Origin of the sequence: Comamonas odontotermitis (assembly GCF_020080045.1) — a bacterium.
GTDB classification, from domain to species: Bacteria; Pseudomonadota; Gammaproteobacteria; order Burkholderiales; family Burkholderiaceae_C; genus Comamonas; species Comamonas odontotermitis.
Genome location: NZ_CP083451.1, coordinates 3,957,215 through 3,975,604 on the forward strand (window position 1 = coordinate 3,957,215; position 18,390 = coordinate 3,975,604).

Annotated in this window: 16 protein-coding genes; 7 read left to right on the plus strand and 9 right to left on the minus strand. The window is 61.7% G+C overall.

Going from position 1 to position 18,390, the window contains the following annotated elements; all coding sequences use genetic code 11:
• The first annotated feature begins 383 nt into the window (after positions 1 to 383).
• Complete coding sequence (locus tag LAD35_RS18205) at positions 384 to 1,487, plus strand: sensor domain-containing diguanylate cyclase (RefSeq protein ID WP_224150358.1); 1,104 nt, start codon at positions 384 to 386, stop codon at positions 1,485 to 1,487.
• A 129-nt stretch (positions 1,488 to 1,616) separates the two neighbouring features.
• On the opposite strand, the gene glmU is transcribed toward LAD35_RS18205, so the two are convergent.
• Both glmU and LAD35_RS18215 read right to left on the minus strand, forming a co-directional pair.
• The gene (gene glmU / locus LAD35_RS18210; protein WP_224150359.1) at positions 1,617 to 3,047 is read right to left on the minus strand and encodes a bifunctional UDP-N-acetylglucosamine diphosphorylase/glucosamine-1-phosphate N-acetyltransferase GlmU; all 1,431 of its coding nucleotides are present in this window, start codon (positions 3,045 to 3,047) and stop codon (positions 1,617 to 1,619) included.
• A gap of 198 nt (positions 3,048 to 3,245) precedes the next feature.
• Complete coding sequence (locus tag LAD35_RS18215) at positions 3,246 to 3,674, minus strand: DUF2917 domain-containing protein (RefSeq protein WP_224150360.1); 429 nt, start codon at positions 3,672 to 3,674, stop codon at positions 3,246 to 3,248.
• Between the two features lie 395 nt (positions 3,675 to 4,069).
• Between LAD35_RS18215 and LAD35_RS18220 the strand changes: the two genes are divergently transcribed.
• From LAD35_RS18220 to LAD35_RS18230, 3 genes are all read left to right on the plus strand, one after another.
• Positions 4,070 to 5,044: a LysR substrate-binding domain-containing protein gene (locus LAD35_RS18220; RefSeq protein WP_224150361.1), complete on the plus strand. Its 975-nt coding sequence runs from the start codon at positions 4,070 to 4,072 to the stop codon at positions 5,042 to 5,044.
• Between the two features lie 150 nt (positions 5,045 to 5,194).
• On the plus strand, positions 5,195 to 6,703 hold the full coding sequence (locus LAD35_RS18225; protein WP_224150362.1) for a hypothetical protein: 1,509 nt from the start codon (positions 5,195 to 5,197) through the stop codon (positions 6,701 to 6,703).
• 205 nt (positions 6,704 to 6,908) lie between these two features.
• Positions 6,909 to 7,835 carry a Bug family tripartite tricarboxylate transporter substrate binding protein gene (locus LAD35_RS18230; RefSeq protein ID WP_224152796.1) on the plus strand — a complete coding sequence of 309 codons (927 nt, stop codon included), beginning with the start codon at positions 6,909 to 6,911 and terminating at the stop codon, positions 7,833 to 7,835.
• A gap of 69 nt (positions 7,836 to 7,904) precedes the next feature.
• On the opposite strand, the gene LAD35_RS18235 is transcribed toward LAD35_RS18230, so the two are convergent.
• The 3 genes from LAD35_RS18235 to tyrS form a co-directional block, all read right to left on the minus strand.
• Positions 7,905 to 8,357 (minus strand): carboxymuconolactone decarboxylase family protein, encoded by a 453-nt coding sequence (locus LAD35_RS18235; protein ID WP_224150363.1) that lies wholly within the window; start codon positions 8,355 to 8,357, stop codon positions 7,905 to 7,907.
• Positions 8,358 to 8,552: 195 nt separating this feature from the next.
• A complete protein-coding gene (locus LAD35_RS18240) occupies positions 8,553 to 9,944 on the minus strand; it encodes an alpha/beta hydrolase family protein (RefSeq protein WP_224150364.1) in 1,392 nt (463 codons plus the stop codon).
• 142 nt (positions 9,945 to 10,086) lie between these two features.
• Positions 10,087 to 11,319, minus strand: coding sequence for a tyrosine--tRNA ligase (gene tyrS, locus LAD35_RS18245; protein ID WP_224150365.1), 1,233 nt, complete (start codon positions 11,317 to 11,319; stop codon positions 10,087 to 10,089).
• Positions 11,320 to 11,573: 254 nt separating this feature from the next.
• Here tyrS and LAD35_RS18250 point away from each other — a divergent pair, with 254 nt between their 5' ends.
• Positions 11,574 to 12,929, plus strand: coding sequence for a M23 family metallopeptidase (locus LAD35_RS18250; protein WP_224150366.1), 1,356 nt, complete (start codon positions 11,574 to 11,576; stop codon positions 12,927 to 12,929).
• Positions 12,930 to 13,024: 95 nt separating this feature from the next.
• Entirely contained in the window at positions 13,025 to 14,146 is a 1,122-nt protein-coding gene (locus LAD35_RS18255; RefSeq protein WP_224150367.1) for an anhydro-N-acetylmuramic acid kinase, read from the plus strand.
• 101 nt (positions 14,147 to 14,247) lie between these two features.
• Here the strand turns inward: LAD35_RS18255 and mdtD are convergent, their stop codons facing one another.
• The 4 genes from mdtD to rplM all read right to left on the minus strand — a co-directional run bounded on the left by mdtD (position 14,248) and on the right by rplM (position 17,186).
• Positions 14,248 to 15,672, minus strand: a complete 1,425-nt coding sequence (mdtD, locus tag LAD35_RS18260) for a multidrug transporter subunit MdtD (RefSeq protein ID WP_224150368.1) — start codon at positions 15,670 to 15,672, stop codon at positions 14,248 to 14,250.
• A 96-nt stretch (positions 15,673 to 15,768) separates the two neighbouring features.
• Positions 15,769 to 16,134, minus strand: a complete 366-nt coding sequence (gene erpA / locus LAD35_RS18265) for an iron-sulfur cluster insertion protein ErpA (protein WP_184711243.1) — start codon at positions 16,132 to 16,134, stop codon at positions 15,769 to 15,771.
• 219 nt (positions 16,135 to 16,353) lie between these two features.
• Positions 16,354 to 16,746: a 30S ribosomal protein S9 gene (gene rpsI / locus LAD35_RS18270; protein WP_184711245.1), complete on the minus strand. Its 393-nt coding sequence runs from the start codon at positions 16,744 to 16,746 to the stop codon at positions 16,354 to 16,356.
• Between the two features lie 11 nt (positions 16,747 to 16,757).
• Positions 16,758 to 17,186, minus strand: coding sequence for a 50S ribosomal protein L13 (rplM, locus tag LAD35_RS18275; RefSeq protein WP_224150369.1), 429 nt, complete (start codon positions 17,184 to 17,186; stop codon positions 16,758 to 16,760).
• Positions 17,187 to 17,496: 310 nt separating this feature from the next.
• Here rplM and LAD35_RS18280 point away from each other — a divergent pair, with 310 nt between their 5' ends.
• Positions 17,497 to 18,384 (plus strand): 23S rRNA (adenine(2030)-N(6))-methyltransferase RlmJ, encoded by an 888-nt coding sequence (locus tag LAD35_RS18280; RefSeq protein ID WP_224150370.1) that lies wholly within the window; start codon positions 17,497 to 17,499, stop codon positions 18,382 to 18,384.
• The last annotated feature ends 6 nt before the right edge of the window (positions 18,385 to 18,390 follow it).

An 18,390-nucleotide genomic window follows, 5' to 3' on the forward strand; every position in this document is an offset into this window, starting at 1 on the left:
CCAGGTCAGACCCTCTATATGCTCTTGAATGGATAGCTGCTCAGGTCTGCGTGGATTGCGCTGCTGATTGTTTTGATGAATGCGGTTCGTTTGAAATCTGTCTGTTCAGCACTGCCACCGATGGATGCCTCCAGTATCAATAGGTCAGGCCTCCAATGGAGCCCTTCGGCTATCAGGCGCCAGTTCGCATTCGCGCCGGCACAGGATCACTACGGCATTTGAACCCACTGCCTGTCGAATATCACCGGTAACCATCCGCAACACCCTTGCCGCCTTGCGAGCGAAGCTTCATACTTACCATACGGGTATCAATTCGTAACTGGTTTTTGAAATTTGGGTCAGATAACCATCACGAGTTCACTCGTTGAGAAAGAGAGGTCCGCATGGAATACATCAACAACGACAGCACCTTGCAGCGAGGTCCGTGGGGCCGCATGGTTCTCATGCTTGCCTGCGCGCTGGCTGCAGCAGGCGCCTTGTGGCAGCTGGATGCAGGCTGGCCCGCGTGGCTGGCCGTGGTGACACCGGCGCTGCTATGGCCCGCATTGGCCCAATGGATGTCGCAGCGCAGCAGACAATCAGACAGCAACGATGTGATTCTTGCCTTTGTGGATGGCGTCATCATCGGCATCTGGATGGCGCTGACACATTTCAATCTGCTCGCCAGCCTCGTGATGCTGATGGTGCTGGTGCACAGCACTTTTGTGCTGCAAAGTGCGCGCCATGCCGTTCTCGTGGTCGCGGGCGCCATTGCTGGTCTGGCAGTCTGCGGCCTGCTCACTTCTTTTGCCATGCGGTACAACCCCGGCATAGCCGCCGTTCTGGGTAGCCTGCTGGGCCTGGCGATCTACCTGACGACGCAGGGCATCATCACCAGCCGACTACAGGACTCGCTGGTGCACAAGGAACAGATGCTGACCGTGATGCGCCGGGTGGATGCCATGACCGGATTTTTTGGCCGTGCCTACTGGAACGATCTGGCCGCACGCCTTTTCAGCTATGCAAGGCAAAAGGACATTCCCGCCTTCATGCTGGTGGTGGATGTGGACAACTTCCGCGACATCAACAGCCGCAAGGGCGAGACTGCAGGGGACGAAGTCATCATTGCCGTAGCCAACACCTTGCGTACCTGCGTGCGCCCCGGCGACGCTACCTGCCGCTTTGGTGGTGATTCGTTTGGCGTGCTGCTGTCGGGTGTGAACCTGGATGTGACCAATAAGATTGCCGACCGCATCCACAACCAAGTGCAGACGCGCCGCCTGCGTGACTGGCCCGATGTGCAGATCAACGTCAGCATCGGCATCGCCAGCCTGGCCAAGTACCACCAATCGGTAGAAGAATGGATCAAGCAGGCCGAAAGCGCGCTGGAGCAAGCCAAGGGAGCCCCGCGCATGCCTGCCGCCATGCCGGAACTGGAGCCGATCTCTGCCGAACACCTGGCCGAGCTGGCAGGCAACCCCCCCCCTTCGGCACCCGCCCGCGCCTGAGACCCAAGCGCTCACGCCAAAAGCCCGCCAGTTCAAGACGGCGGGCTTTTTGCTTTGGCCTGCGCACTGATCCGTTTGTGGCCCGCCCCCAGCTGGGCTGGAATGCACCTACACGGCTCGATTGCTTGCTTAATTGCCTGTTTTCTTGGCAGGCCGCGCCCAGTTGGCAATGCTTACCTGCTTGCCCCGCGCCACGCTCAAGGCGCCGGGCGGCGTATTCTTAGTGATGGTAGATCCGCCGCCCACCGTGCCCCCTGCGCCAATGGTGACCGGCGCCACCAGCACGCAATTGCTGCCGATGTGTACATCTGCCTCGATCACCGTGCGGTGCTTGTTGGCGCCGTCGTAGTTGGCGGTGATGCTGCCAGCGCCGTAATTGACGCGCTCGCCCACCGTGGCATCGCCCAGATAGGCCAAGTGGTTGGCCTTGGCGCCATCGGCCAGCGTGGAGTTTTTCACCTCGACGAAATTGCCGATGTGCACCTCACGCCCCAGTTGCGCGCCCGGGCGCAGACGCGCGAAAGGCCCAATCAGCGCACCTTCGCCAACACTGGCGCCCAGCTTCTCGCCATCGATGTGGGTAAAGGGGTGAATCACAGCGCCCGCTGCAATGCTGGCGTTGCTGATGTGGCAGTACGCACCGATCTGCGCACCGTCTCCAATGGATACCTTGCCGGTAAAGATGCAGCCCACATCAATGTCCACATCCTGCCCGCATGCCAACTGCGCGGGCACACCCCGGGCATCGTCGCGCACATCAAAGCGCGCTGGGTCGGCCAGCCGCACGCCCTGCTCCATGAGCGCCCGGGCCGCTCGCACTTGGTGGGCACGCTCCAGCTCGGCCAGTTGCAAGGGGCTGTTGACTCCTGCCACCTGCAGCACATCGCCGATGCGGTGACCGACCACGGGCACGCCGTCTGCCACTGCCATGGCGACGATATCGGTCAGGTAGTACTCGCCCTGTGCGTTGTTGTTGTTCAGCCTGGCCAACCAGGGTTTCAGGTGTTTGACCGGCACGGCCATGATGCCGCTGTAGATCTCGGCAATGGCCCGCTCGGCCTCCGTCGCGTCCTTTTGTTCAACGATGCGCTGCACGGTGCCTGCATCGTTGCGCACAATGCGACCGTAACCGGTCGGGTCGGGCATGGCAACCGTGAGCAGCGCCATCTTGTCGTTGCCAGCGGCGCGCAGCAGATCTTGCAGGGTATCGGCCTGCGTGAGCGGTACATCGCCCGACAGAACCACCGCCATGCCATCACCCGCCAAAGCCGGTACGGCCTGCTGCACGGCGTGGCCCGTTCCCAGCTGCGGCTCCTGCCGTACAAATTTCAGATCAAAACCAGCTCCGGCGCCCGTTCCTTTTACGATGGCTGCTTCTACTTCTGCAGCGCCGTGCCCGGTGATCACCACGGCAGAGCGCGCCTGCAACTGGCCTGCCGTGTGCAGCACATGCTGCAGCAAGGCGCGCCCCGCCAGCTTCTGCAAAACCTTGGGATGGCGGCTTTTCATGCGCGTGCCTTTGCCCGCGGCCATGATGATGATGTCGAGTGGAGCAGTCATGGAGAATGAATGGGAGGCAACTCTATAGCGCTGCCAAATGGGAACAGAAGGACAAAACTGCGCAATTATCGCGCGCCAGCACCCCAGGCTGTGCTGGCGGGTACCCGATGCGACACCCTGAAACAAAACAGCCTGCACAAGGCAGGCTGTTGGCGTGTTGGGGATTACGCCGTCGCGGCGTACTTGATGCGAGTCAACTCAGATGTTGTAGAGCATGCTGCCGTCGGTCTTGCCCCACTGGAAGCGGGAGAACCACTTGGCTGGCTGCTCATCCAGATTGGGCTGACCGCCTTGGTTCTTGGGGAAGTGGTAGACCAACGGCTCGCCGCCCTTGCCTTCCAGCACCACCGACTGACCCGCCTTGAGCTGCAGGGTCTGGCCCGCCTGCAACACCACGTCGCCAGCCTTCTGGCCTGCTTCGTTGCTCAGACCCAGGCCCAGCGTGACCCAGGCAGCGCCTTGCGAGATACGCAGCACCGCATCGCGCTGGGGCACAAAGCTGGTGGCCTGACCAATGGACAGGTTGCGCATCTCTGCCGCTGCCGAAGCAGCACGGCCGGAAGAACGCAGAGCGCCAGCACCCGCAATAGTGCCAGCGGACAGAACATGAGATGCAGACATTGCCATGGTATGGACTCCTTGCTGTAGAGCGCCCGAATGAAACATCGGGTTAACCCTAGACACGTATCTTCCTACGTAGCCTGTGCCCCGTCCAATGAATTAAAGAATGCGGATCCATGCGGGTTATGCATTAATGGTTTACCCTAGTATTTGGTGATTTTTGATACCAATGCAGAAGGGCAAAGCACTGTCAGCTATCAAAAAATGAGTGCCAAAGGCTTTCTCGCCGCCGACCCGTTCGGACTCCTGTGTGCTTCCTGCCACAGCAGGCGGTACATCCATGGGCAGCGAACCAGAAACGGGTACCGCGCCCACATAAAGCCTGAAAATGACAGATCGCCTCTGCACTACGCCTTTGCTGGCTGGTGCAATGCCCCCCCGTGCCGACACTGCCATCCACCATGCCCGACGACGCCCAGCCGACATCGCCGCTCCGCACCCGCCCGATTGCTGTCGGCCACCTGCGCGCCTTTCTGGCCGTGGCTCGTTACCTGAACTTCCGCGCGGCAGCGGAAGAGCTGGCACTGACCCAATCGGCTGTCAGCCGGCAAATTCAGGCGCTGGAAGACGAGGTGGGTGTTGCGCTCTTCCTGCGCCACACCCGTGCTGTGGAACTCACCAGTGCCGGTGCCCAATTGCAGCGCGCCGTCACCCCGGCGCTGGAGCGCATCGATGCCTCCGTGCGCCTGATCCGCCAGACCAGCGGACGCAAAAGCGTGGCCATCACCACCTGGGCCAGCTTTGCGTCGATGTGGCTTATTCCGCGCATGGAAGCATTTCAGCGCGACAACCCCGAGATCGACATCCGCATCGACGCCACCGACAACGTGCTGGACCTGGAAACCTCCGATGTCGATCTGGCCCTGCGCTACAGCCTGCCCCAGCACGCCGCGCGCGGCGCACAGCGCCTGTTTGGCGAGCAGTTGGCCGTTGTCGCGAGCCCCTGGCTGCTCAAAAGCACAGCGCCCATCACCCAACCGGCCGATGTGGCCCGCCACACCCTGATCGAAGCGGGCGACGCCCACCGCCTGCAGCACCTGGACTGGCTGACCTGGGAGCGCTGGCTGGATCTGCACGGCTGCGCCAATCTGCAGCCCAAGCGCTGGCTGTTCCTCAACTACGCCCACCAGATCGCCCAGGCAGCCCTCACCGGCCAGGGCCTCGCGCTGGCACGCATGCCGCTCGTGGCTGATTCACTGGCCAGTGGCGACCTGGTCGAGGTGCTGCCCGAATTCCGCATGGACTCACCCCTCGCCTACTGGCTGCTGATCGGTCCGCGCAGCCAGCAGCGCCCCGAGGTCACCGCCTTCTGCGCCTGGCTGCAGCTGCAGGCCGCGGCAACGCGGGCGGCGATCGGGGATAAAACTGCCTCTTAACTGAAGTCAGTTTCACAGAGGCAGAGCGGTATCTGAGTTTTCAGCGTCCTCGCATCATTCTGATGATCCAGGTCATAGCTCAGTCCGCTTTTGAATGCCTATGCTCTATTTTCATTGCATGTCACGACAACCCAAATTGAGGAGAGATATATGAAATCGGAGATTGCAGCCTTGGCCTTCAGCTTGGCTTGCCTCGTTGGTCCCGCCCACTCGGCGTCCAGTTTTTCTGTCAGCCCTGGAACCTGGATAGTGACCAATGAAATCAATGGGTTGCCTGGAAGAGGCATGGGTATTGAGGTACGTGATGACTTTCTACTCATGTCCGTATACAACTACACCCCAACTGGTCAGGCGACGTTTCATCTGACAATGGGCCCAGTAAAGAGCAACAAGTACACAGGAGATTTACGTAGCTATCGAGGCGGCCGCTACTTCGGTGGGCCGGCGCTGGATGGTGAGGACAATGGATCGGCCGGACAGGTACAGATCAAATTTACCAGCGCTACTACCGGCACCATCCAATTTCCGGGAGAACAGGAGCAAGCCATATCGCGTTATGTTTTTGACGGATTGCAACCAGGCGAGATACTGGGCTACGGAACCGGTGCAATCTATATGCTCACGGCGCTAGACAGCGGCAACCAGCCACGCAGTGGAGCCGCTATTGCGCTTAACAATACCGACGCACGCGGCTTGCGCACCGACAATGGCCCTTGCAGGGTATCCGGTGATATGGCCACATGCGATATACCGTGGGAGTTTGGCAAGAGTACCGCGACTGTCAGCTTCCGCCGCTTTGGTCGCCAACTTGAAGGCACCTACCAGCGTAAAGGCACTTCCACGCAATACCGCATGATTGGGACACGGCTGGCATCCAGCAACATACCGGCCACAGCGGATTCAGTCGCATACGATACGCCAACTCGAGGCTGGACTACCGAAAAGTCTGATGGCTATAGTGTTCCAGAGCCCGGACTCTGGGGTATCAGCAGCGAGCTCAATGGCAAACCCGGCCGTGGCATGGTCATGGATTTGCAAGCCAGCACTCTTTTCATGCAGATGTATGCCTACGAACCCGATGGCAGCCCCACTTTCCGTATTGGCATGGGCGAATTCAAAAATGGCACGAGCACTTTGGCAATGCAGCAGGTTCGTGGGGGTCGCTATTTCGGAAGCGGTGCTTTGTCAGGCGCTGTGACAGGGTCGGACGGAAACGCCCAAGTTCGCTTCACATCAACCACAACAGGACAGATCCGCCTTCCCGGAGAAGACTGGGTGGATATGCAAAAGCTCATGGTTGGCGCCGTGTCCCCCAATCCAGCATCGCTGCTCGGCAAATGGCTGACACTGGATGTCTTTGGCTTCGCGGGAGTCGTCAGCAAAATTGATGATCTAACACAGGTGAAGGATGGAAAGGCCCAAGATGCCACAGGCTCTACCAAGTGCTGGTTTGAAACCACACCACAGGGCACAGTGCGTTGCAAGAGCTTTTCTCGTGAGTACCGCTTTACCCCTGCCTATGGTATTCAGGCTACAGCAGCTTCCACCATGGTGATGGCATGGGACGATACGCCGACTAACGAGGTGGAGGACACGCTGGTATTGGTTCAGCGCATCGTCGACAGCAATGGCGTGGCCAGCGGCAGCTTGAACAAATAAGCAATTCAAGTGCAGGGCGCTCCGAGGCGTGATATGTAATACATATCACGCCCACCCAAATCGCACATAGACAGGCCCAGGCGCCCTCCCTACAGTCGGTTGTGACTGCGCCGCACAGGCGCGCAGCCTATAACGACAGCAGGAGACCGCCTTGAACACCTTCTTTACCCGCCGCGGCGCGCTCGCGCTGTGCGCCGTCAGTCTGATGGCCGCATTCAGCCCGGTGCTGCACGCGCAGGATTTCCCCAGCAAGCCGATCAAATTCATCGTGCCCTTCGGGCCGGGCAGCGGCACCGATACGTCCGCGCGCTATTACAGCAAAAAGCTGCAGGAAGTGACCGGCCAACCTGTAGTGGTGGAAAACCGGCCCGGTGGCAACGGGTTCATTGCCGTCAAGCAGGCCTTATCAGCCCCCGCCGATGGCTACACGGTGTTCATCGGCAGCAATTCCACCCTGGCGGTCAATACCGCGCTGTTCAAGGCCCTGCCCTATGATCCGCAAAAGGACTTTGCGCCGCTCACCATGCTGATGCGTGCCCCCGCCGTAGTGGTGGCACCCGGTGATGGCGAGGTGAAGACGCTGCGCGAACTGGTGGCCAAGGCGCAGGCTGCGCCGGGCAAGGTCAATTTTGGCGCTGGCTCGGCGGGCTACCAGTTGATGGGCGAGCTGCTCAACGATGTGGCCAAGGTGCAGACCGTGCATGTGCCTTTCAAGGGCGCGGGCGAAGTGGCCACCGCCGTCGCAGGCCATACCGTGGACTATGCGTTTGCCGAAGCCACCTCGGTGCAGGAGCTGATCAAGGCCGGACGCCTCAGGGGCCTGGCTGTGGCATCGGATGCGCGCGTGCCCGCCCTGCCCCAGGTGCCGACCGCCAAGGAGGCGGGCCTGCCCGGCATCGAGGCCTATACCTGGGTGGGCGCGATGGTGAGCAGCAAGACGCCGCCCGACATTGCCGCCAAGCTGGCCGGCTGGTTCACCCAGATTGCCAGCCTGCCGGAAACCCAGCAGTTCTACGCCCACCTGGGCGCCACCGCCATGAGCGGCGGCCCGGAGCAGATGCGCAAGTTTCAGGCCGATGAGATTGCGCTGTGGAAGCGGATTGCCGCGCAGGCCAAGATCGAGCTGCAGTGAACTAAATACTATGTTTTCAGTAGCATTCAGCGCACACCATTAGGGCGTCATCGCTTTTTTCGCCCCGAATCAAGCGGCCACAGGGTAGCGGCTGGAGATAGCCACGCGGTTCCACATGTTGATGACGATGGCCAGCCATTCGATGGAGGCGATCTCGGCGGGGCTCAATTGCGTGGCAGCTGCGGCGTACACCTCGTCGGGCAACTGGCCGTCTGCAATCTGGGTGATGGCCTCGGTCAGAGCCAGCCCAGCTTGCTCCTTGGCGCTGAAGTAGCCCGTCTCGCGCCAGCCGGGCAATACGGCCAGACGGTCAGCGCTTTCGCCCGAAGCCAGTGCGTCGCGCGAATGCATGCGCAGACAGAATGCGCAGCCATTGATCTGCGAGGCGCGCATCTTGATCAGGTGAGTGAAGCCCTCACTCCAGCCCGCGTCGATGGCGGCCTTGGTGGCAAGCTCGTCGGTGGCTGCAACGGCCTTGTAGATGGCGGGAAGGGCTTTGCCCAGGTTGACGCGGTCTTGCATGGATGTCCTTTTAAACCAGTCTCTTAGAAGGTGTTGACGATAGCAGCGCGGCAGAATCCGAGTCCACGGCACGCCTTCACGCGCGCCGCTTCACGAACGCAAATAGAAACTATATTTTGATAGCAAAAAGCGCTTACCCATTGGTCGCCAGCGCCTGAAAATGGCATAACTGCGCGGACTGCACCCACGCGGCCCTCAAAGACGTGGGCCGGGCACCCGGCTGCCAATGGGCCGAGGCTGGTAGTCGGGTTCGATATGGCAGCCCGTGTTGCTGCTGGCCTTGCCCTCCTGCGTTACAGCCGGGCGCGATGCCTCCTGGGTGCAGCGCTCGGCAACGCTGCGCGGCGTGGGCTTGTCGCCCTGGTCGATCCAGGCCAGCAAGCCCGTCATGGCGGCGCGGTATTCCGGGTCGCTCAGGTAGCTGTGGCCGCCCTCGCTGGTGTAGACCTGCACCAGCGTGCCAGCCGTGCCCGCCGCTTCGCGGATCTGCTGGTAGCTGTTGGCCAGCTCCACAAAAGCCGTCTGGTCGCGGATGCCACGCAGGGTGACGGTGGGCAGCTGCGTGCGGCCCGTGGGGCGGCTGTCCGCCAGCAACTGGCCCACGGCCTGCGGGTCGGCGGCGTAGCGCAGCACGCCTGCGTTGAGCTGCTGCTGCGCCTCTGCATCCACACCCTGGTAATAGGTACGGGTGTTGTCAAAGGGGTTGCGGTCGCCCAGACGGTGCTGCGTCAGATCACGGAAGAGAAAAGTCGCCCAGTTCAGGTGGCCGTTCAGGCTTTTCTCGGTGACGGGCACCGCCGCCAGAATGCCCTGCAGGCGCCGGGCCTGCTCAGGCGTGCGCTCGGCTGCAGGTTTGTCAATGCCCGTGCAGTCGTGCACGCGGCGCTCCAGCTCGGCGCGCGTCATGGTGCTGCCAGCGGGCAACCCCTGCCACAGCGGGTACTGCGGCTCACTGGGCAGCGGGTGGTTTTGGCAGTAGTACTGGTAGACCGCGCGCAGATCCAGCCGCATGGTGTAGGCATCGATGCCACCGCCCAGCACGCCGCTGGTGAGCAACACACCGTCGAACGCGGGACGGCCGGATTGACCCACCGGCTGACTGCCGTACCGCTCTGCCGCAACCGATGCCACACCGCCGCCATAGCTTTGGCCGTGCAACACCATGCGGCGCGGCTGGCCAATCCGCTGCACAAACCACTGGCGCAGATCCTCCATGTCGTCTGCCGCCATCGTCACGCCGTACCCCCCGCGCCGGTAGCTGGTGCCCGCCCAGGCGTAGCCGGTGGCCGGCATCACCGCCCAGCGGGTGGCGTCCTCCTCCACCCGCTTGATACTGGCCTTGCCCAGGCTGGGGCCGCCGTGGGCGTGCATCACTGCTACGCCTTGCGCGGCCTGCCAGCCCGCTGGAATGATGGCCATCACCTGCGCGCCGGAAGGCATTGCAGCGGTAAAGCAATGCGCGTCGGCAGGCACCGAAGGCGGGCAAGCGGCAGCCGCAGGCTCGGCACCGGCGCGCGCCCAGACTGCAGCGGGCATGCCCAGCGCCAAGGCAAGCGCCCACAAGGCTTGGGGTTTGTTTTTTTGCATGAATCAGGCCTTCCTGGCTTTGCTGGAGCGCGCCAGCAGCTATGAAAATAGGAGTTCGGATAGAAAAAGAGCCGCCCCCATTGGAGGAGCGGCTCTTTTATAGAACAACCAGCCCTGCAAGGCCAGCCCGGCAGGCCCAGCTTTACGCCAGCGTTACCCGCGCAAACTTGCGTTTACCCACTTGCACCACAAAAGTGCCGGCATCCAGCTTGAGCGCCTTGTCACTGACGACAGAGCCATCGATGCGCACGCCACCACCGTCGATCAGGCGATTGGCTTCGCTGCTCGATGGCGCAAGGCCCGCCTGCTTGAGCAAGGCACCAATGCCGAGCGGCGCACCGCTCAGGGTGACTTCAGGGATGTCGTCGGGAATGCCGCCCTTGCTGCGGTTGATGAAATCCTGCTCAGCCGCTTCGGCTGCCGCGCCGCTGTGGAAGCGCGCAGTGATTTCCTTGGCCAGCATGACCTTGGCGTCCTTGGGATTGCGGCCACCTTCGATTTCCAGTTTGAGCGCGGCGATTTCCGGCAGGCTCATGAAGGACAGCAGGGTGAACCAGTCCCACATCAGGTCGTCCGAGATCGACAGCACCTTGGCGAACATGGTGTTGGCGTCTTCGGTGATGCCGATGTAGTTGTTCTTGGACTTGGACATCTTGTGCACGCCATCCAGCCCCACGAGCAGCGGCATGGTCAGCACGCACTGCGGCTCCTGCTGGTATTCCATCTGCAGGTGGCGGCCCATCAGCAGGTTGAATTTCTGGTCGGTGCCGCCCAGCTCCAGGTCGCTCTTGAGCGCGACCGAGTCGTAGCCCTGCAGCAGCGGATAGAGGAATTCGTGCAGGCTGATGGAGCTGCCTTCTGTAAAGCGTTGGTGAAAGTCGTTACGCTCCATCATGCGGGCCACGGTGTACTTGGCCGACAGCTCGATCATGCCGCGCGCGCCCAGCTTGTCGCTCCACTCGCTGTTGTAGCGCAGTTCGGTCTTGCTCGGGTCCAGCACCTTGTAGGCCTGCTCGCGGTAGGTTTCGGCGTTCACCTTGATCTGCTCGGCCGTCAGCGGCGGGCGCGTGCTGTTGCGGCCAGAAGGGTCGCCGATCAGGGTGGTGAAGTCGCCGATCAGGAAGATCACGGTATGGCCCAGGTCCTGCAGCTGGCGCATCTTGTTGAGCACCACGGTGTGGCCGATGTGGATGTCGGGCGCCGTCGGATCGAGGCCGAGCTTGATGCGCAGGGGCACGCCCGTGGCTTCCGATTTGGCCAGCTTCTTGATCCAGTCTTCCTGAGGCAGCAGCTCGTCCACCCCACGCAGGCTGACCTGCAAAGCCTCCTGTACGCGGTCGGTCACGGGATAAGTTGTAACAGTCGATTGATTCATATGGGGTTTCTCAGGTTGCCCAAAAAGCAAGGGGCGTTATACTCAGCCCCTTGTTTTGCAGCGTTTTATTCTAGTCGCGTCTGTCAGACGTCGCCTGTAGTGGTAGAAAGCCACAGTTGTTAACACTGCATCCATCCATTTTTTGTGCCCTTTTGTCACGGACCGTGCAGATCAGCGCGGTCGATTGTTGTGTCCCGCTGTCGCAAAGCGCATGTGGCCTGGCAAAACTGCATACCGTTTATCGGGATTGAACATTGAACAACGGATTCATCACGGCAGGCCACGCCATCGCGCGCCAGCTCGTCAATACCGCCCAACAACACCCCAAGCGCATTGCGGCCGCCCTGGCTGTTCTGCTGATGACCGCCGGCGGCGGTGCCTTCGCCGTGGCCCAGCTGGGCCCCAATCCGGCAGACATGCCGGTGCACACGGTGGAATACAGCGTTCCTTCGCTGGCTTCGGAGTTCTCCATTGCAGACCTGGTCGATGGGCCAGGTTTTTCTTTGTACCGCACCGATGAAGTACGCGGCAACGATACCCCGGAGTCACTGCTGCGCCGCCTGGGCGTTGCCGATCCGGCTGCTGCCGCCTTCATCCGCAGCAATGCCAAGGCCCGCGCCGCCATCATCGGCAAGGCAGGCCGCCAGATCACCGCAGAAACCACCAACACCCATGAGCTGACGGCCCTGACCGTGCGCTGGGCAGGTGAGAGCAGCGAGGTCTTCCAGCGCTTCACCATCCGCAAGAACGGTCGGCAGTTCGACACCATCACCGAATTCGTGCCACTCTCCCGAGGCACACGTTTGGCCGGTGGCGTCATCCGCAGCTCACTGTATGCATCCACCGATGCAGCCAACATCCCGGACAACGTGGCCAACCAGATGGCCGATGTGTTTGGCGACAAGATCGATTTCCGCCGCGCGCTGCGCCCGGGCGACCGCTTCTCGCTGGTCTACGAAACCCTGGAAGCCGACGGTGAAATCCTGCGCTCTGGACGTCTGTTGAGCGCCGAGTTCCGCAACAACGGCAAGACGCACGAGGCGCTGTGGTTCCAGCCCTCGCCCAAGGTCAAGGGCGATTACTACAATTTCGCAGGTGACAGCAACCAACGCACCTACATCGGCTCGCCGGTCAAGTTCACCCGCGTCTCCAGCGCATTTGCCATGCGTCTGCACCCCATCCACAAGACCTGGAGCGCCCACAAGGGCACCGACCTGGCCGCCCCGCAGGGCACGCCCGTGCGTACCGTGGGCGACGGCGTGGTCACCTTTGCCGGCGTGCAGAACGGCTACGGCAATGTGATCTACATCGACCACGGCAACAAGCACGAAACCGTGTACGCCCACCTCAGCCGCATCGAGGTCAAGCAAGGCGAAAAGGTGAGCCAGGGCGAGGAAATCGGAGCCGTGGGCCAAACCGGCTGGGCAACCGGCCCGCATCTGCATTTCGAGTTCCGCGTGGCAGGTGACCAGGTCGATCCGCTCGCCATGGTGGCCAACAGCGAAACCAACCAGCCGATCAACAAGCAGTCGCGTCCGGCATTCGATGCGCTCTCCAAGAGCATGCGCCTCGCCCTCAATACGCAGATGGAGTCGCTGGCTGGCGAATAAGCTGCCGCCGCGTACAACACAGTCCAAGTACACCCCAAGGCCCCAGCGATGCGCTATCGTTGGGGCCTTTGGTTTTGGTAGGGAACACTGCAGTCATGACTGAACGTTTTATCGGCCTGATGTCCGGCACCTCACTCGATGGTGCAGACGGCGTGCTGGCCCAGTTCGAGCAGGGGCAACTGCAGGTGCTGCAGTTCGCCACCGCTCCGTTTTCCGTAGCACTGCGCGCTGAATTGCTGGCGCTCAACAGCGCCTGCGACAACGAACTGCACCGCGCAGCCCTCGCCGCCAACGCCCTGGCACGCGGCTACGCTGGCGTGGTGCACGCCCTGCTGCAAGGCAGCGGCTTGCAGGCTTCGGACATAACCGCCATTGGCGCCCATGGCCAGACGGTGCGCCACCAGCCAGGCCTGTGGGATGGCACCGGCTACACCCTGCAGATCAACAGCCCGGCGCTGCTGGCCGAGCTGACTGGCATCCCCGTAGTAGCCGATTTCCGCAGCCGCGACGTGGCTGCGGGCGGCCAGGGAGCGCCGCTGGTGCCCGCCTTCCACCAGGGCGTTTTTGGCGCGCCGGGCGCGCTGCGCTGGGTGCTCAATGTCGGCGGCATCTCGAATGTGAGCCGCCTCGATCTGCGCACGCAAAGCGATGTCCGCGGCTGGGATTGCGGCCCCGGCAATGCGCTCATGGACCACTGGAGCCAGCAGCACACCGGCAAACCCTACGATGACGGCGGGCGCTGGGCCGCTTCCGGACAGGTGATACCGGCCCTGCTGACCGCCCTGTTGGCCGAGCCCTTTCTGGCCCAGCAACCGCCCAAGAGCACCGGGCGCGACCTATTCAATCCTGCGTGGCTGGCGCCGCTGCTGGCCACGCATGCAGCAGGGACTGCTCCCGCCAATGTGCAAGCCACCCTTGCCGAGTTCACCGCTCAGGCCATTGCCCAGGACATGCAGCGCCATGGCGCTGCCCCCGGCCAGCAACTGGCCGTGTGTGGTGGTGGTGCGCTCAACCAGCACCTGATGCAACGCCTTGCCGCCCTGCTACCCGGCATACAGGTGGGCAGCACGGCCACCCATGGCCTGCCGCCGCTGCAAGTGGAAGCCGCCGCTTTTGCGTGGCTGGCACACCAATGCTGGCACGGCCTGCCAGGCAACCTGCCGGCGGTAACCGGTGCACGCGGGCCGCGTGTGCTGGGGGCCATCTATCCCGCCTGAGCGCGCAAGCTACCGTTTTCATAGCAATCAGCGCTCACCCATCAGGCGCTGATTGCCATTTTCACTGGAAATCACTGGGTTCGCGCCACGTGCCAATGCGATCAGGCATCACCGCCATCGGGTGCAGGCTTGACCGGTTCGTCCTTGTCCAACTGGCTGAACACCAAGGTGGCGGCCAAAGTCATCAGCGCCACCGTCATGAAGGTGGCGTGGATGGCCCGCAATGACTTGGCCGGGTCCGCCTGCCACATCTCCGCGTAACCTGACAGCAAGGCCCCGGCCAGCGCCACGCCGATGCCCATGGCCAGCATCTGCACCATCGACAGCAGGCTGTTGCCGCTGCTGGCAAATTCGCCATCCAGGTCTTTCAGCGTGACCGAGTTCATCGCCGAGAATTGCATGGAGTTGAAGCCACCAAAGATAAACAGTTGCAGCAGCAACAACCAGGTGGGCTGGCCAGGAACCGTCCAGCCAAACGTCGCCAGCATCAAGGCCACCATGATGGAGTTGACCTGCAGCACACGGCGGTAGCCAAAACGCTGCACGGTCTGCACCGCAATGCGCTTGACCAGCATACTCCCCAGCACCGTGGCCAGCATCATCAGGCCCGCGTTCATCGGTGCAAGGCCCAGGCCCACCTGCAGCAGCAATGGAATCAGAAATGGCGCCGCCCCTGTACCGAAGCGGGCAAACAGATTGCCCAACAGCCCCACCCGCAGCGAGCGCACGCGGAACAGCACCGGTGCAAACAGCGGCTCGGGCACGCGCAGCGCGTGCATCCAGTAGCTGGCAAGGCTTGCGAGGCCGAACACCATCAGCACCACCACCAGCGCCATGCCCAGCCCCATGCCGGACATGCCGTCCAGCGCCACCGAAATCGCCACCATGCCGAACGACAGCAGCGCGTAACCCACGCCATCAAACTGGCGTTGCAAAACGGGGGCGCTCTCGGGCATCCAGCGCCTGGTCGCCCAGATGCCGAACAAGCCGACCGGCACATTGATCCAGAAAATCCAGTTCCAGGTTGCCACCTCCACCAGCCAGCCGCCCAACGTCGGGCCCAGCAGCGGGCCCACTTGCCCCGGTATGGCAATGAAACTCATGGCGCGGATGAAATCCCCCTTGGGGTGGCTGCGCAGCACCGCAAGCCGCCCCACCGGCAGCATCATGGCGCCGCCCACACCCTGCACCACACGCGCGGCAATCAGAAAGCCCAGGCTCGGAGAGAGTGCGCACAGCACCGATCCCAATACAAACAGGCCAATGGCCCACATGAACACCCGCTTGGTGCCAAACCGGTCGGCCACCCAGCCGGAGGCCGGAATCAGCATGGCCGTGGTGAGCGAGTAAGCCACGATGACCGATTGCATCTTCAGGGGGCTTTGCCCGAGCGAGCGGGCCATCGCGGGCAGCGCCGTGTTCAGAATCGTGGCATCCAGCGATTGCAGGAAAAAGGCAATCGCCACCAGCCACAGCAGGCGCTCCTTGTGCGGCGCCAGAGGTGCACGGGTGATTTCAGCAGGCATAGGCAAAACAAAAGCCGCTGGCGGGCAGCGGCTTGGTCGATGATGAAGGGAAGGCTGTGTGTGGTGTGGCGCCTTCCTGCATGGGCAGCGTGTGGCTTATACCGAGAAGCTTGAGCCGCAGCCGCAGGTGGTGGTGGCGTTCGGGTTCTTGATCACGAACTGCGCGCCCTGCAGGTCTTCCTTGTAGTCGATCTCGGCACCCAGCAGGTACTGGTAGCTCATCGCGTCGATCAGCAGCGACACACCATTCTTGGTCATGGTGGTGTCGTCGTCATTGGCGATTTCATCAAAGGTAAAGCCATACTGGAATCCCGAGCAGCCGCCGCCTTGCACGAACACGCGCAGCTTCAGATCGGGGTTGCCTTCTTCGGCAATCAGGTCAGCCACCTTGGCCGCTGCACTGTCGGTGAAGACGATGGGGGCGGGCATTTCTGCCACAGAGGTTTCAGCAACTTCGCTCATGGGAGGCGACTCCAGTCAATATTTGGTAATTGGAAAGGATGGTACCGCAATCAGTCGTCTGGCGCTGCAGCGCGAGGGGGTGACGCCAATTGCAGTGTGGGAATTGGGCCACGCAAGCTGCCGCCTGGGCCGGGCCGCTGAAATGCAAGCCACAGCGCAATGGGGCGGCCATAAAAAAACCGTCCCGAGGGACGGTTTTTCGAGGCAAGTAGCCAGCAATTAACGCTTGGAGAACTGCTTTGCGCGGCGTGCAGAACGCAGACCGACCTTCTTACGCTCGACTTCACGTGCATCACGGGTCACATAGCCGGCTTGGCTCAGCTGTGGCTTCAGTGCTGCATCGTAGTCGATCAGAGCGCGGGTGATGCCGTGGCGGGTAGCACCGGCCTGGCCGGATTCACCGCCGCCGTGCACATTGACCTGAATGTCGAAAGCTTCGACATTGCCGGTCAGCACCAGAGGCTGCTTTGCGATCATGATGGAGGTTTCACGGCCGAAGTACTGCTGAATGTCTTTGCCATTCACAGTGATCTTGCCGGAGCCCTTCTTCAGAAACACACGGGCGACGCTAGACTTGCGACGGCCGGTGCCATTGTTCCAATCACCAATCATCTCAAGACTCCTTAGATATCCAGCACTTTAGGCTGTTGAGCGGTGTGAGGATGCTCAGCACCACCGTAGACCTTCAGCTTCTTGATCATGGCGTAGCCCAGAGGACCCTTGGGCAGCATGCCCTTGACAGCCTTCTCCAGAGCACGGCCAGGGAACTTGGCTTGCAGGTCACGGAAATTGGTTGCCGTGATGCCGCCAGGGAAACCCGAGTGACGGTAGTACACCTTGTCCGTGTTCTTGGTACCAGTGACCTTGAGCTTGGAAGCGTTGATGATGACGATGTAGTCACCGGTGTCAACGTGAGGTGTGTAAATGGCCTTGTGCTTGCCGCGCAGACGGAGTGCCACTTCGCTGGCGACACGTCCGAGCACCTTATCGGTGGCGTCAATCACAAACCACTCGTGTTGCACCTCAGCGGGTTTTGCGCTGAATGTAGACATGAGATTTCTCTTTCAATAGAGGGTTTGGCAGGCCCTTTTCCGCGGTCGGTGCTTCTTCTTGATACCGGCAGCCCTATGGATTGCCGGTACAGGAAGCCTCTTAGGCGGGGATATGGCTGGCTCGCGCAGATGTCTGCACAAGACGGCCATGCTTCGCCGCGGGACCCATAAATCGCTGCGAAGCCCTCCATTATAAAAGCTTTGGCTGCGGCCGTAAAGTACCCATTCACGTTGCAGACCAGGGGTTTTGGGGATCAACATGCCCCTTTGGCGCGGTTGCAGCCTCCAAGATCGCTACCATTGGCGCCCTATGTTCAGTTACCGCCACGCCTTCCATGCCGGCAATCACGCCGATGTGCTCAAGCACACGACCCTGATTGCCATCTTGCAATACCTCACGCAAAAGGACGCTGCGCTGGCGGTACTGGACACCCATGCCGGTGCAGGGCTGTACCGGCTGGATGGCGACTACGCCACCACCAGTGCCGAATCGAATGAAGGCATCTTTCGCCTGGAGGGTGCAGAAAACCTGTGCCCGCTGCTCCAGGACTATGTGGACATGGTGGCCGCCTTCAACCACAGCACCACGGTCAAGGTCTACCCGGGCTCGCCCTTCATCACGCAGCGTCTGCTGCGCGAGCACGACAAGCTCAAGCTGTTTGAGCTGCACCCCACGGACTTCCGTTCGCTCTCGGGCAACATCGCCCAGCTCAAAGCGGGCCGGCAGGTACAGGTGCTGATGGAAGACAGCTTTGACGGCGTCAAGAAGTTTCTGCCGCCACCGTCGCGTCGCGCGCTGGTGCTGTGCGATCCCAGCTATGAATTGAAGAGCGACTACGGCCGCGTGCAGGACATGGTGGCGGACAGCCTGGTGCGCTTTCCCACCGGCACCTACGCCGTCTGGTACCCGATCATCCCGCGCCAGGAAGCGCACGATCTGCCGCGCCGTCTCAAGACCTTGGCCAACAAGGCAGGCAAGAGCTGGCTGAATGCCGAACTGACGGTCAAGTCCAGCAAGATCACCGCAGCCATGCGCCAGGGTGAAGAAAAGCGGCCCGGTCTGCCTGCCAGCGGCATGTTCATCATCAACCCACCCTATGTGCTGCAAGACCAGTTGAAGCAAGCCTTGCCCCAGATGGCAGAGTTGCTGCAGCAGGACAGCAACGCCGGGTACACACTCGAGAGCGGCGGCCACTGATATCGG